The sequence below is a fragment of the Janthinobacterium sp. P210005 genome (genome assembly GCF_036231865.1).
Lineage (GTDB): Bacteria > Pseudomonadota > Gammaproteobacteria > Burkholderiales > Burkholderiaceae_D > Janthinobacterium > Janthinobacterium kumbetense.
In genome coordinates this window covers 2,195,322-2,208,673 of sequence record NZ_JAZARC010000001.1, presented here as the reverse complement: position 1 = coordinate 2,208,673, position 13,352 = coordinate 2,195,322, and the positions used below count along the sequence as shown (strand labels likewise).

Below are 13,352 nucleotides of genomic sequence, written 5' to 3'. Positions count from 1 at the left end.
GTCGCGCTTGATCTGCCTCAATCGTGCCAGCGGCACTTTTATCCGTGTGCAAACGTACGGTGTTGCCAGACAATTGCGGTACTCTATGCATTCTACGGAGGAGGCCGCACATGCTGACGATGCAACGATGCAGTGGGATGAACTTGCGGTACGCTCCACCACGCCATGCGCGCCGCTTGCCATGGTAAAGCCCGCCACCAAATGGCTGCGCGGGCTGCTGCGCGCCGGTAAGGCGCAGCAGCGCACGGCCAGCAAGCTGGCCAAGGTGCTGTTCGGCCCCGTGCCGGCCAAGCCCACGCCTAAACCTAAACCCCGCGGCAAGACTGCGGCCAAGGCCAGGCCGACGCCGCGCGCCAGGCCCGCCAGCGACGCGCTGCCCGCCCTGGCGCCCTTCGCCACGCCCCTGTCGCCCCCGCGCGTGCGCAAGCGAACGGCGCCCCCGCCGGGCAAGTGGCTGGCCGCCCACTATGCGCCGTTGCCGGAACTGGGGCAGTTGCCGGGCCGGCGCCTGCCATATTTCCTGTACCTGCCCGAGAAGGCGCCGAGCGCCGCCATGCGCAGCCGGGGCCGGCCGCTGCTGGTGATGCTGCACGGCTGCGAGCAGAGCGCCACGCAGTTTGCCGAAGGCACGCGCATGAACCGCCTGGCCGAGCGCAAGGGCTATGCCGTGCTGTATCCGCAGCAATCGCTGCGCTCGCATGCGCGCCGCTGCTGGAAGTGGTACGACAAGCTGACGCAGGACGGCGGCGGCGACGTGCGCCTGATCGTCGGCGCCATCGAGCAGGTGGCGGCCCGCTATGCGATCGACCGCGCGCGCATCTATATCTGCGGCATTTCCGCCGGCGCCGGCATGGCGCATATCGTGGCCCTGAACCATCCGCAGCTGTTCGCCGCGCTGGGCCTGCATTCCGGGCCCGTGTTTGGCGCCGGGCATAACCTGATCGGCGCGCTGGGGGTGATGCAGCATGGCGCGGCCGCCCGCGCCGACGCGGCCATCGATGAAGTGCTGGCGCGCCAGCCCGCGTTTCCCCGCCTGCCCACCATCCTGCTGCAAGGGCTGGCCGACAAGGTGGTGCGGCCCATCAACCAGACGCAACTGGTGCGCCAGAGCGTGCGCGTCAACCGCTTGCCGGTCGATACCGTGGTGACGGCGCAGCGCCTGCCTGGCGGCGCGGCGGGCGGACGCAATCCGGCCCATGCGTATGGGCTGCACGATTATCAGGTGGACAAGCAGGTGCTGCTGCGCGTGGCGCAGGTCGAGCACCTCGAGCACGCCTGGAGCGGCGGCGACGCCAGCCTGCCGTTCAACGACAAGGCCAAGCCCGACGCCAGCAAGATGCTGCTCGATTTCTTCGCCAGCCACCGCCGCCGATAAGCCGCCGTGCCGCGCGCCGCAACGGTGCGCAGGCACTGGTACGCATCGCTTTCCTTTCTCCCGCAAGACCGCTGCCGCGCGCCGGCGCGCTGGCCGCGCCCTTTCCAGCGCCGATTTCCAATGCCGCAGCAGCAGGATTTTTCCCAAGTGGTATTGCTGCGGTATTTAAAAATCACAAAAACAGGCGCTAAAAATACTAACTGGTATACAATTGGTACACGTTTTCAGTGAAGTCGTGTCCGCCGTCCCATGCCCCGACAGCCGGTACGCACTGACGGCAGCCACCCACGTTACGGAACGCGCCATGTCCATCAAGTCCAAGCAGTTGCTGTGGTTTTTTGCGTTTTTCCTCGTCTTTGAACTGAATATCTATCTGTCCAACGACATGATCATGCCGGCCATGCTGGGCATCGTCGGCGAGTTCCAGGCGGAGGCGAAATTCGTCCCCTTGTCCCTGAGCCTGTATCTGCTGGGCGGCAGTTCCCTGCAGATATTCCTGGGGCCCCTGGCCGACGCCATCGGCAAGCGCAAGCTCGTGTTGACCGGCAATACCTTGTTCCTGCTGGCCACGGTGGCCGTGCCATTGACCGCTTCGATCGAGCAATTTCTCGTCGCGCGTTTCATCCAGGGCATGGGCTGCTGCTTCATCTTCGTCGGCTATGCCATGATCCATGAACTGTTCGACGACATGGCGGCCGTCAAGCTGAGCAGCATTCTGTCGAGCACCACCATCCTCGCGCCCCTGGCCGGCCCCATCCTCGGCAGCGCCATCATCAGCCGGCTGGACTGGCGCTACGTGTTTTTCCTCTCCGGCCTGCTGGCGCTGCTGTCCTTGCTGGGCCTGTGCAAGACCATGCCGCGTACGCCGGCGCCGGTCGCGCGCCTGGACCTGGGCGCCATTGCGCGCAGCTATGGCGTCATTTTCAGCAACCGGCGCTTCATGTTCGGCATGTTCACGGCCGGACTGGCCACCGTGCCCCTGACGGCCTGGATCGGCTTTTCGCCCCTCTTCGTGCTGCAGGAAATGGGCGCCTCCTACGCCACGTATATCGCGCTGCAATGCGTGATCTTGTCCGGTTTCGTTCTCAGCAGCATCGCCATCCAGCGCCTGCGCCAGGATTTCCCCCTCGTGTCCCTGTTGCGCCTGGGCGGGCTGATCGCGGCCGCCGGCATGCTGGGCGCCGGTGCGGGCCGCCATCATGTCGACGTGTTTGCGGCCTGCATGTTTGTCTATTCCATCGGCTTCGGCCTGTTCAACGGCGCCCTGATCCGCAGCGCGATCACGGCCAGCAAGGAATCGATGACCTTGACGACAGCCGCCATGAGCTTGCTGTACTGCATTTATCTGTCCGCCTGGCTGCAGCTGTACAACGTGCTGTGCCAGCGCTTCGGCTATGCGCTGGAAACGTATGCATTGCTGAATATCCCCGTCATCGTGGTCATCACGGCCTGCCTGCTGCTGTTTACACGGGGCATGGCGGGACGCCGGGAAAGCGAGGTGCTGCTAGCCCGGCACTGATGGCGCAACGATGCGCATGTTGTCGACCTTGTTTTATCTCCTGCGACGTTTATTGACACTCTCCTGCGGAAAATGGTGCGCCCATGAAAATAGATGACCTGGCCTCGAAACACGATCAAGCAAAGATTTTCAACCTGGAATACGAGTTTCGCATCAACCGGCTGAAACTCGATTACATCACCCTGGCCGATGTCAGGCCCGTCGGCAGCGACCTGGAGCAATTGGCCGCGGAGCACCAGGCGGGCATCGCGGCCCTGCGCAGCTTCGTCGCCCTGAACTTCAACCATTTCAATGCGGCAAGCTGTTCCTCGCTCAGCTGCATCCCCACGCGCGCGCTCGGCGAGGACGAGCGCTACCTGCACCGCATCTGGATGGGCGGACCCCTGCCGGCCATCGCCTGCGAGGCGATCCAGCAGTGGGGCGCGGCGCTCGACGACGTGCGCTGCAACGGCGGCGCGCCGTATGTTTCCATCCTGTGGGTGTGGGATGCGCAGCAGCTGCGCGATGACGAGCGCTTCAGCCCCACGGGCGGCGCCGGGCGCTACACGATAGGCCGCTACGACATCGGCGGCACGACCCTGCATATCAATTCGCTGCGCGCGCTGGCGCTGGACTTCGCGCCGGCCCGCTTCGATATCCTCGATACCCTGCATACGCAGCGCTATTTCGCCACCTTGTCCGATTATTTCCGCATCCTCATCATGTGCGAATACGGCGGCCTGTATATGGATGTCGATACGATCCCGCACAATCCGGCGACGATTTTCCTGATGAAGCCGGAAGTGCCCGATTATTTCCAGCGCAAGGATGATGACAGCGAAGAGCGCCGGCACGTCAGCTGGATGAATTTGTTTCTCGATGAAACGGGCATGCTGATCGCCAAGAAGAACGATGCGGCGCTGCGTGTGATCCAGCGCAATGTGAACCGCGCGTATGCGGGTATCGATGCGCAGATTCCCCGTTCCTGCCCGCAATTCGAGGCGCGGCTGTTTGGCCAGTTTTATGCCGAATGGAAGAAAAACCTGGGCGTGACCCTGCTCAGCCATGCCGAGTTTTACCAGCGCTATTGCGTGCTGTATGACGGCGCGCGGGAAGCGGTGGCGGGCGGCATCCGCGGCATGCGCTTGCTGGACGATATCATTACCGACATGCACATCCCCTTGAGCGACGAGGAACGGCGCGCGTATGCGCGCTGCGTGGCGCGGCTCGACGAAATCGGCTGGCAACTCGACGATCCTTTGATCTTGCCCAATATCGTCGACGTGTTCGATATCGAGGAAGTGCCGCGCATGGCGTATGCTGCCCAATTGCGGGCGGATATCGAGCATTTCCACTATTACTCGGTGCTGTCGGACGATCCGCAGCTCGACCGCGTGAATGACGTCTTTTGCCGCTACCTGTTGGCCCATCGTTCGCAGCATATTGCCGCCGGCAACTTCTGGCGCCCCACCGTGGGCCGCCACGGCAGCCGCATGCCGGCCGTCGGCGATACCGCCCCGTCCGGCGACGAAGTTCAGGCTCAAGCGGGCTTGCTGTCGCATGCGCCGCTCACGCTGGTGCCGGGCGAGCTGCTGGGCGACGAGGCGAAGAACCGCATGGCCAAATTGCTGTTTGCCACCAGCTACCTGGAATACTGTTCGTTCGGCAATAAACTCAATCTGCAGTTCGTCGAATTGCAGCGGCGGCAGAACATCGACCCGTATCTGGCGCACATCCACGGCCTGCATGACGAGGACGGGCGTTTCATCGGCTTCTTTACGGCCGCGACGATGGACGAGTTCCAGGCTTGCGGCGCCGTCTCGTATTACCGCGATGACATGAAGGCGCTCGACGATGCGTATGACGCCTTCGTGCTCGCGCATGCGCGCACCGACGACTGTTTCGTCAGCAGTTTGGCCATCGACGAAAAATACCGGGGCCAGGGTTTATTCAGGCAGATGTTCCATGAGATCCGCGACTTGTCCAGCCGCAAGGGCTGCGCGCGCATCACCTTGACGGTGTGGGAAAAGAGCGAAGCGCTGCAAGTGTATCTGCACAAGGGTTTTCGCAGCGTGGGCACGTTCGACTATGCCTACAGCCTGTTCTATGACCGGCTGCATTTCCTCGTGTATGAAGGAAACTGAGGAAGGTAACTGAGGAGGGAAAACGAGGGAGAACAGGGGCGGCCGGCAGCCGCCCCGTGTAGTGTCTTACAGGGCCAGGAAGGCCAGGCCCGCCACGGCGGTCGGCAGCAGGGCGCCCGCCAGCAGGCCGACGGCGCCGATCGATTCATCCTTGAAGCCGCGGCGCAGCAGGGCCACGCCGGCCGGGTTCGGCGCATTGGCGATGACGGTCAGGCCGCCACCGGCCACGGCGCCCGCCATCAGCATGTATTTCGCTTCGTCCGTCATGCCGACGATCAGCGAACCGAGGTAGGTGAGGGCCGCATTGTCGGTAATCGCCGTCAAGCCCAGGGCGCCGAAGAACAGGGCCAGCGGTTTCAGGCTGGAAACGATGGGCTGCAGCCACCATTGCTGCATGCCGCCCAGCACCACTAGGCCGCCCAGGAAGAAGCCGACCAGCAAGCCTTCCTTGAGGATCAGCGGGCTTTGATAGCGCTCATACGCCTGCACGAAGCCGAGGAAGAACAGGAACAGGCCGATGAACAGCACGGGATGGTGCGCCAGGGTGACGACGCCGGCCAGCACGATCATGTGCACCAGGCTGACGGCCAGCGGCACTTTCGGCGCTTCCACTTCACCGGCCTTCGGCTTGATGTCGGAGGTGTTGCTGTGCAGATATTTGCGCAGCAATATGCTCACGCCCGTGGCGTTGACCAGCACGGCGATGGCCGCCTTCCAGCCGAAGTGGGTGGCCATGTAGGCGCTGTCCCAGTTCCATGTGGTGGCCACCATCAGCACGGGCGGCGCCGCGTACGAGGTGAGGGTGCCGCCGATGGAAACGTTGACGAAGAGCACGCCCAGCGCGCCGTATTTCAGCCATTCAGGAATGCCCGGGCGGAAGATTTGCGGCGCCAGCATCAGCGCGGCCAGGGTCATGGCGGCCGGTTCCGTGATCAGGGAGCCCGTCAGGGGCACGAGCGCCAGGCCCAGCCAGACGAGGGCCAGTTCCGTGCGCAGCGGCATCACGCGCGCCACGCCTTTCAACAGGCGCTGCACGGCGTCGAGCACGGGGCGTGAGGCGGCCACGACCATGACGACAAAGACGAACAGCGGCTCCGTGTAATGGCGCGACTCGGCATACTCGATGGCCGCATCGCCGCCCGAGACAAAGGCCATGATGATGATCAAAATGAAGGCCCAGAAGCCGAACACGACTTCCACTTCGCCCAGCAAATGCAGCAAGCCCGCATGGCGGGGATGGCGCCGCGATAATGTTTCAAACGACTTGGCGGCGAAGGTGTGGATGAGCGCGAGACCGAAGACGATGGCGCTGATGAGTTGGATGGTGGTCAAATGCGTTTCCTTATGGACGGAGGAAGCCGCCCGGTGCATTGCCGAGCGGTAAGGAGAGTGCTTATGGTACAGCAATCGATGTGAAAAACGGTGTTTTTCGGACGTCGCGGGACGGCCTCCGGATGGGGATGCGCAGATAGGCCTTGCCAAAAGGGGGACTGGATAGTACTGTATATGCATACAGTATTCATCTTCATATTCAATTATGCAACATTCTCAATTGATGGCCTCGCCGGAAGCCTTGCACCCGTCCTTGTGGCGCGCATCGCAGCTGGGGCAGGGCGCCACGCGCTGCCTGGACACGGGCTTTGCCGCCCTGTCCGCGCAGCTGCCCGGCGGCGGCTGGCCCTGCGGCAGCCTCATCGATCTGCTGGTGCAGCAGCCGGGCAGCGGCGAAGTGCGGCTGCTGGCGCCCGCGCTGGCGCAGCTGCCGGGCTTGCCCATCGTGCTGCTGCAGCCGCCCCACCCGCCGCAGGCGCTGGCCCTGGCCGCGCAGGGGCTGGCGCCGTCGCAACTGCTGTGGCTCAAGAGCGCCGGCAGCAAGGATGCCCTGTGGGCGGCGGAAAACATCTTGCGCAGCGGCACGTGCGGCGCCTTGCTGTTCTGGCAGCCGCACGTGCGCGCCGACAGCCTGCGCCGCCTGCACCTGGCCGCGCAGTCCGGCAACACCCTGTTCTGCATGCTGCGCCCCTTGCATGGCGCGCAGGATGCGTCGCCGGCGCCGCTGCGCCTGTCCGTGCGCCCGGCCGCCGGCGGCATCGAGATCGGCTTCATCAAGCGCCGGGGACCGCAGCGCGACGCGCCCCTGTTCCTGCCCCTGCAACCTCCTTCATTACTGCTACGCCATGCGACTCTGGATCGGCCTGTACCTGCCCCGGCTCCCGCTCGAAGTGTTTTGCCCGCGCTGGTCGTCTGACCTTCTCGGCGTGGTGCTGGAGCAGGAGCAAGTGATGGCCGTGTCGCCGCTGGCGCGGGCGGCGGGCATCCGGCCGGGCATGCGCCGCGCGGGCGCGCTGATGCTGGCGCCGCAGGCGCGCCTGCACGAGCGCTCTTTGGAACGGGAAGCGCAGGCCCTGCAAGCGGTGGCGCTGGCGCTGCTGCAATATTCGCCGCTGGTGGCGCAGGGCGAGGAAGCGACCCTGCTCGTCGATGCGGGCGCCAGCCTGCGCCTGTTCGGCGGCGTGCGCGCCCTGTGCCGGCAGATTGCGGCCAGCTTGCGCGCGCTGGGCTACACGGCCCAGCTGTCGTGCGCCCCCACGGCGCGCGGCGCCTGGCTGCTGGCGCGCGCCGGGACGCGCCGGGGCCGGACATTGAGCATGGCCAGCCTGGTGCGCCGCCTCGACCGCCTGCCGTGCGCCTTGCTGCCGCCCGCGCGCCCCTGGCTGGAATGGCTGGACGGCATCGGCTGCCGCACCCTGGGGCAGTTGCGCCATTTGCCGCGGCCCGGCTTGCAGCGCCGTTGCGGCGGGGCCTTGCTCGACATGCTCGACGATGCGCATGGCCACGGCACGGAACTGTACCTGTGGCTCGAAGCGCCGCCCACGTTTTGCGCCAGCCTGGAACTGTTCGACCGCGTGGAGCACGCGGAAGCGCTGCTGTTCGGCGCGCGCCGTCTGCTGCAGCAAATGACGGGCTGGTTGTGCGCGCGGCAATTCGCCGTCGAACGCATCCAATTGCTGCTGGCGCACGAGCGGGGCAGGGTGGCGCGCCCGCCCACCGTCATCGACCTGGCCCTGGGCGAGGCCGTCTGGCGCGACGAGCATTTATTGCGCTTGCTCAAGGAGCGCCTGGCGCAGCTGGTGCTGGAGGCGCCCGTGATCGGCCTCACCCTGGAAGCGCTGCAGGTGCAGCCGATGGCGCCGCCCAGCGACACCCTGTTTCCCGAACCGGGCGGCACGCCGCAGGAGCGCCAGCGCTTGCTGGAATTGCTGGTGGCGCGCCTGGGCGCCGAGAATGTCTTGCAGGCGGCGCCGCGCGCCGATTATCGCCCCGAGGCGGCCAACCAGTGGCTGCCGCTGCCGGCCAGGCCAGGCGCACAAAACGCGCAGCCGGACTTGCCGCCCGGCTTGTCCGGCATGCCCCGTCCCGGCTGGCTGCTGGCCCAGCCCATCGCCCTCCTGATGCGCGAACACCGGCCGTTTTATGGCTCGCCGTTGAAAATGGTGTCCGTTGCCGAACGCATTGAGGCGGGCTGGTGGGGGCAGTCGCAGGCGCGCGATTATTTCATTGCCGAAGGACTCGATCACGCCCATTACTGGGTCTACCGCGAACGCATCGCCGGCAGCGGAGAAGATGCCGCGCCGCGCTGGTTTTTGCATGGCTTGTTTGGCTGAATGCGTTGTCCTGCTGAAACTGTCATGCTTGGCTATACTTGCCTGCTTGTGCCACGTCATACACCTCAAAAGGATTTCCATGTCCCAACTCTCCGACTTCCCCATCACCCAAAAATGGCCTGCCCGGCATCCCGAGCGCTTGCAGCTGTACTCGCTGCCGACGCCGAACGGCATCAAGGTCTCCATCCTGCTGGAAGAGCTGGGCCTGGCGTACGAGCCGCACCTGGTCAGCTTCGAGCAAAACGACCAGCTGTCGCCTGCCTTCCTGTCCCTCAATCCGAACAACAAGATTCCCGCCATCCTCGACCCGGACGGCCCCGATGGCAAGCCGCTGGCCCTGTTCGAGTCGGGCGCGATCCTGCTGTATCTGGCTGAAAAGACGGGCAAGTTCATCCCGCAGGACGCGGGCTTGCGCTATGAAACGATCCAATGGCTGATGTTCCAGATGGGCGGCATCGGCCCCATGTTTGGCCAGGTGGGCTTCTTCCACAAATTCGCCGGCAAGGATTACGAGGACAAGCGGCCGCTGGAACGCTATATCGGCGAAGCGAAGCGCCTGCTGGGCGTGCTCGAGCAGCGCCTGCAGGGCCGTGACTGGATCATGGGGAGCCAGTACACGATTGCCGATATCGCCATCTTCCCGTGGGTGCGCTGTCTGGTGGGCTTCTATGGCGCGGGCGACCTCGTCGGCTTTGCCAACTTCCCGAACGTGCAGCGCGCGCTCGACGCCTTCCTGGCCAGGCCAGCCGTTGCCAGGGGCGTGGATATTCCCAAGCGTGATTGAAGCTTGCCAGCCGCCGGCGCCGGCCGGGCGGCGCTACAATGCGCCATCGGCCGCCCTGCGCGGCAGCTTTGATCTGAGACAATGAAATCCACCCGGCAAGATTTTCCCGGCGCGCACGGCCATGTGCTGGCGGCGCGGCTCGATGCGCCCGACGGCGTCATCCGCGCCTATGCGCTGTTCGCCCACTGTTTTACCTGCGGCAAGGACGTGCTGGCCGCGCGGCGCATCGCGCAAGGCCTCACGGAACACGGCATCGCCGTCTTGCGCTTCGATTTTACGGGGCTGGGCGCCAGCGAAGGCGAGTTCGCCGCCACCAATTTCTCGTCGAACGTGGACGACCTGGTCGCCGCCGCTGATTTCCTGCGGGCAAAACATGCCGCGCCGCAATTGCTGATCGGCCATAGCCTGGGCGGCGCGGCCGTGCTGGCCGCCGCGTTGCAAGTGCCGGAAGCCATCGCCATCGCCACCCTGGCCGCGCCCAGCACGCCCGCCTACGTGACGCGCATGTTCAGCGAGCACCTGGCGCAAATCGCCGCCGAAGGCGAAGCGCTGGTGCAGCTGGAAGGGCGTCCCTTCCGCATCCGCCAGCAATTCGTCGACGACGCGGGCAGCCACAGTTTGAAAGACCACATCGCCGGCCTGCGCCGCGCCCTGCTGGTGATGCACGCGCCGAACGACACGACGGTCAGCCTGTCGAACGCGATGGAGATCTTTACGGCCGCCAAGCACCCGAAAAGCTTCGTTTCGCTCGACGATGCCGACCACCTGTTGACGGGGCGCGACGACGCGGCCTATGTCGCCAACGTCATCGCTGCCTGGAGCGCGCGCTATATCAGCTAAGCAAGCAAGCGGTCGCCCATGAAAAACGCCGCGGCAGCAGAAGCTGGCGCGGCGCGGATACTATTGGTACTTTACAACACCTGACAAAATCGTAGCGAGCGGCAGTGATTTGTGGCCGAGAAGCGCAGCCGTGCTAAAGCACGGTGAGCATCGCCGGCCGCAAAGCGCGACGCGCAGTAGATTTGGTCAGGTGTTCTCAGTCTTCGTCAAATTCGGCGGATAGATCCTTCCAGCCCTTGCTCACGGCAAAGGCGGAAAATTCCTCGGGCGCTTCCAGTACGATCAGTTTCTTGTCTTGCAAGCCCAGGTCGCCATGGCCGAAGTCGGGGCCTACATAGCCAAGGCTGCGCAGGCGGGCCAGGATGTGGCCGACCAGGGTCTTGTCCTTGTAGGCGCCCGCTTCGAGCGGGGCGGCGAAATCGACGTAGACGTCGATGATGCCGTAGCCTTCGTCGAAGATGCGGATGGCCTTGATGTCGTGGGCACGGCCGGAGCCGTCGGTGGCCTTGAAGGGGCCGCTGAGCTGGATGTCGGTGTCATTGTTCATGCCGCCAGCATACACCAAAAGCCGACCCTGCATGAGGGGTGTCATGCAACCCATCCCTGGATGGGGCATGTAAAAATTTCTTACAAATTCTTTGCCGTCTGGGGCGTTTTTTGCCGATTTCAAGGCCTTGAAAGGGCGTTGGCAGGCCGTATATCGGTAACAGGCGGATGCTCATGGTGAGGTCCGCCCCTCTTATCGCTTTAATGAAAAGGATATTTATCATGCGTACTTTTGACCTTGCTCCCCTGTACCGTTCCGCCATCGGCTTCGACCGCCTGGCGCAATTGCTCAACGAACAGCGCGCCGATGCGCAGCCCAGCTACCCGCCCTACAACATCGAACTCGTATCGGAAGACAAATACCGCATCGTGATGGCATTGGCCGGCTTTTCGCGCGAAGAGATCGACATCATCACGGAACGCGACTCCCTGCACGTCACGGGCCGCAAGCAGAAGGATGGCGTCGAGCGCACGTTCTTGCACCGCGGCATCGCTGCCCGCGATTTCGAACAGCGTTTCCAACTGGCCAACCACGTGAAGGTCACGGGCGCCACGTTTGAAAACGGCATGCTGACCATCGACCTGGTGCGCGAAGTGCCGGAAGCGCTGAAACCGCGCAAGATCGAGATCGGCACCACCACTGGCGCCACCGTCAGCACTTTGGAACAGCGTCAGGCAGCCTGAGCTGAACTGAGCTGAACTGAGCTGATTTCGGCGCCACGCGCCGGCATCGGCGGGAGGGAACAGCGCTTCCCCATGCAGTAGAATACTGGCCGGTCGATCCGGCCAGTGTCACGTCCGGAGCCCGTTCGGGCCGCATTCAGGGCTTCCATTGGTTGCCCATGATACGCAAGATTAAACCCCGCTTAAAGGCGCAAATGCCTGTTTCCAAATGGAAAAATGTTAAGCACCGCCTAAGACTCGTGGCCCACTATTGCATACATCAAAATCTCATTGAATGAGGAGCAATTCATGGAACAGCAAACGAATACCGCATCGCTGAAAATCAAACGCACCGTAGCCGCGCTGGCCGCGATCGGTGTGCTGGGCGCCGGTGGCGCCATGGTGATGCATCAGAACAATGCCGGCGCGAATGCCACCGCAGGCACTCCCGCCGCACCCGTGGCCGCCGCCGTGGCGCCTGCAGCAAGCGCGCCGCTGGTGGCCTTGCCCGACTTTAGCCAGATTGCCGCGCGCAACAGCCCGGCCGTCGTCAATATCAGCGTCACGGGCAGCACCAAGGTGGCGTACGACCCATCGGCCCAGGCCGGCAATGACGACTTCGGCAACGACCCGTTCCTCGAATTCTTCCGCCGCTTCCAGGGCCCGCAAGGCGGGCAGCGCGGCGGCCGCGACGTGCCCACGCACGGCCTCGGTTCCGGCTTCATCGTCAGCCCCGACGGCATCATCATGACGAATGCCCACGTGGTGCGCGATGCGCGCGAAGTGACCGTCAAGCTGAACGACCGCCGCGAATTCCGCGCCAAGGTGCTGGGCACGGATCCGAAGACGGACATCGCCGTGCTGAAGATCGACGCCAACAACCTGCCCATCGTGCCGCTCGGCCATTCCAGCGACCTGAAAGTGGGCGAATGGGTGCTGGCCATCGGTTCTCCTTATGGCTTCGACAGCACGGTGACGGCTGGCGTCGTCAGCGCCAAGGGCCGTTCCTTGCCGGACGACAGCAATGTACCGTTCATCCAGACGGACGTGGCGGTGAACCCCGGCAACTCGGGCGGTCCCCTGTTCAACACGCGCGGCGAAGTGGTCGGCATCAATTCGCAGATCTACAGCCAGACGGGCGGTTTCCAGGGCTTGTCGTTCGCCATCCCCATCGACCTGGCCGGCCGCATCAAGGACCAGATCGTTGCAACGGGCAAGGCCAGCCACGCCAAGCTGGGCGTGACGGTGCAGGAAGTCAACCAGGGCTTTGCCGACTCGTTCAAGCTTGCCACGCCGGAAGGCGCGCTGGTGGCCAACGTGGAGCGGGGCAGCCCGGCCGACAAGGCTGGCCTGAAGTCGGGCGACGTGGTGCGCAAGGTGAATGGCCAGCGCATCATCGGCTCGGCCGACTTGCCGGCGCTGGTGGGTACTTCCTTGCCAGGCGACAAGATCAGCATGGATGTCTGGCGTGACGGCAAGATCGTCAGCCTGACGGCAACCCTGGGCAATGCGGCCGACAAGGTGGCCGAAGTGGCGAAGAGCGACAGCGCCGCCGGCAAGGTAAAGCTGGGCCTGGCCCTGCGTCCGTTACAATCGGATGAAAAACGCGAGGCGGGCATCAGCGCCGGCCTGCTGGTGGAAGACGCGGGCGGCGCCGCCGCGAATGCCGGAGTGCAGCCGGGCGACGTGCTATTGTCGGTGAATGGCCGTCCCGTCAACACGGTCGAGCAGGTGCGCGACGTGGTGGAAAAATCCGCCAAGTCGGTGGCCTTGCTGATACAGCGCGGCCCCGATAAGATCTTCATTCCCGTGCGCCTCGGTTGATCTGGCGCAGGAT

At 64.3% G+C, this 13,352-nt stretch carries 11 protein-coding genes; 9 read left to right on the top strand and 2 right to left on the bottom strand.

What is annotated here, in order from left to right:
- The first annotated feature begins 181 nt into the window (after positions 1-181).
- The 3 genes from VPH40_RS09750 to VPH40_RS09740 all read left to right on the top strand — a co-directional run bounded on the left by VPH40_RS09750 (position 182) and on the right by VPH40_RS09740 (position 5,017).
- On the top strand, positions 182-1,375 hold the full coding sequence (locus VPH40_RS09750; RefSeq protein WP_328573304.1) for an extracellular catalytic domain type 1 short-chain-length polyhydroxyalkanoate depolymerase: 1,194 nt from the start codon (positions 182-184) through the stop codon (positions 1,373-1,375).
- Between the two features lie 304 nt (positions 1,376-1,679).
- Positions 1,680-2,894 (top strand): MFS transporter, encoded by a 1,215-nt coding sequence (locus VPH40_RS09745; protein ID WP_328573303.1) that lies wholly within the window; start codon positions 1,680-1,682, stop codon positions 2,892-2,894.
- Between the two features lie 83 nt (positions 2,895-2,977).
- The gene (locus VPH40_RS09740; protein WP_328573302.1) at positions 2,978-5,017 is read left to right on the top strand and encodes a GNAT family N-acetyltransferase; all 2,040 of its coding nucleotides are present in this window, start codon (positions 2,978-2,980) and stop codon (positions 5,015-5,017) included.
- 66 nt (positions 5,018-5,083) lie between these two features.
- Here the strand turns inward: VPH40_RS09740 and VPH40_RS09735 are convergent, their stop codons facing one another.
- Positions 5,084-6,349, bottom strand: a complete 1,266-nt coding sequence (locus VPH40_RS09735; RefSeq protein ID WP_099666919.1) for a putative Na+/H+ antiporter — start codon at positions 6,347-6,349, stop codon at positions 5,084-5,086.
- Between the two features lie 205 nt (positions 6,350-6,554).
- On the opposite strand from VPH40_RS09735, the gene imuA reads away from it, so the two are divergent.
- From imuA to VPH40_RS09715, 4 genes are all read left to right on the top strand, one after another.
- A complete protein-coding gene (gene imuA / locus VPH40_RS09730) occupies positions 6,555-7,265 on the top strand; it encodes a translesion DNA synthesis-associated protein ImuA (RefSeq protein ID WP_305062525.1) in 711 nt (236 codons plus the stop codon).
- Positions 7,195-8,682, top strand: coding sequence for a Y-family DNA polymerase (locus tag VPH40_RS09725; protein ID WP_328573301.1), 1,488 nt, complete (start codon positions 7,195-7,197; stop codon positions 8,680-8,682). Before imuA ends, VPH40_RS09725 begins: the two co-directional genes overlap by 71 nt.
- Before the next feature lie 79 nt (positions 8,683-8,761).
- Positions 8,762-9,466 (top strand): glutathione S-transferase N-terminal domain-containing protein, encoded by a 705-nt coding sequence (locus VPH40_RS09720; protein ID WP_251350362.1) that lies wholly within the window; start codon positions 8,762-8,764, stop codon positions 9,464-9,466.
- An 81-nt stretch (positions 9,467-9,547) separates the two neighbouring features.
- On the top strand, positions 9,548-10,306 hold the full coding sequence (locus VPH40_RS09715; RefSeq protein ID WP_328573300.1) for an alpha/beta hydrolase family protein: 759 nt from the start codon (positions 9,548-9,550) through the stop codon (positions 10,304-10,306).
- Positions 10,307-10,502: 196 nt separating this feature from the next.
- On the opposite strand, the gene VPH40_RS09710 is transcribed toward VPH40_RS09715, so the two are convergent.
- Positions 10,503-10,853: a hypothetical protein gene (locus VPH40_RS09710; protein ID WP_034783462.1), complete on the bottom strand. Its 351-nt coding sequence runs from the start codon at positions 10,851-10,853 to the stop codon at positions 10,503-10,505.
- Positions 10,854-11,074: 221 nt separating this feature from the next.
- On the opposite strand from VPH40_RS09710, the gene VPH40_RS09705 reads away from it, so the two are divergent.
- Complete coding sequence (locus tag VPH40_RS09705; protein WP_034783311.1) at positions 11,075-11,536, top strand: Hsp20 family protein; 462 nt, start codon at positions 11,075-11,077, stop codon at positions 11,534-11,536.
- Positions 11,537-11,824: 288 nt separating this feature from the next.
- On the top strand, positions 11,825-13,339 hold the full coding sequence (locus tag VPH40_RS09700; RefSeq protein ID WP_099668404.1) for a Do family serine endopeptidase: 1,515 nt from the start codon (positions 11,825-11,827) through the stop codon (positions 13,337-13,339).
- Positions 13,340-13,352 lie beyond the last annotated feature (13 nt).

Excerpts from the sequence above, each read along its gene's own strand:
- imuA (WP_305062525.1), top strand. The coding sequence starts at position 6,555 with ATGCAACATTCTCAATTGATGGCCTCGCCGGAAGCCTTGCACCCGTCC.
- VPH40_RS09740 (WP_328573302.1), top strand. The coding sequence starts at position 2,978 with ATGAAAATAGATGACCTGGCCTCGAAACACGATCAAGCAAAGATTTTC.
- VPH40_RS09745 (WP_328573303.1), top strand. The coding sequence starts at position 1,680 with ATGTCCATCAAGTCCAAGCAGTTGCTGTGGTTTTTTGCGTTTTTCCTC.
- VPH40_RS09720 (WP_251350362.1), top strand. The coding sequence starts at position 8,762 with ATGTCCCAACTCTCCGACTTCCCCATCACCCAAAAATGGCCTGCCCGG.
- VPH40_RS09715 (WP_328573300.1), top strand. The coding sequence starts at position 9,548 with ATGAAATCCACCCGGCAAGATTTTCCCGGCGCGCACGGCCATGTGCTG.
- VPH40_RS09750 (WP_328573304.1), top strand. The coding sequence starts at position 182 with ATGGTAAAGCCCGCCACCAAATGGCTGCGCGGGCTGCTGCGCGCCGGT.
- VPH40_RS09705 (WP_034783311.1), top strand. The coding sequence starts at position 11,075 with ATGCGTACTTTTGACCTTGCTCCCCTGTACCGTTCCGCCATCGGCTTC.
- VPH40_RS09725 (WP_328573301.1), top strand. The coding sequence starts at position 7,195 with ATGCGACTCTGGATCGGCCTGTACCTGCCCCGGCTCCCGCTCGAAGTG.
- VPH40_RS09700 (WP_099668404.1), top strand. The coding sequence starts at position 11,825 with ATGGAACAGCAAACGAATACCGCATCGCTGAAAATCAAACGCACCGTA.
- VPH40_RS09710 (WP_034783462.1), bottom strand. The coding sequence starts at position 10,853 with ATGAACAATGACACCGACATCCAGCTCAGCGGCCCCTTCAAGGCCACC.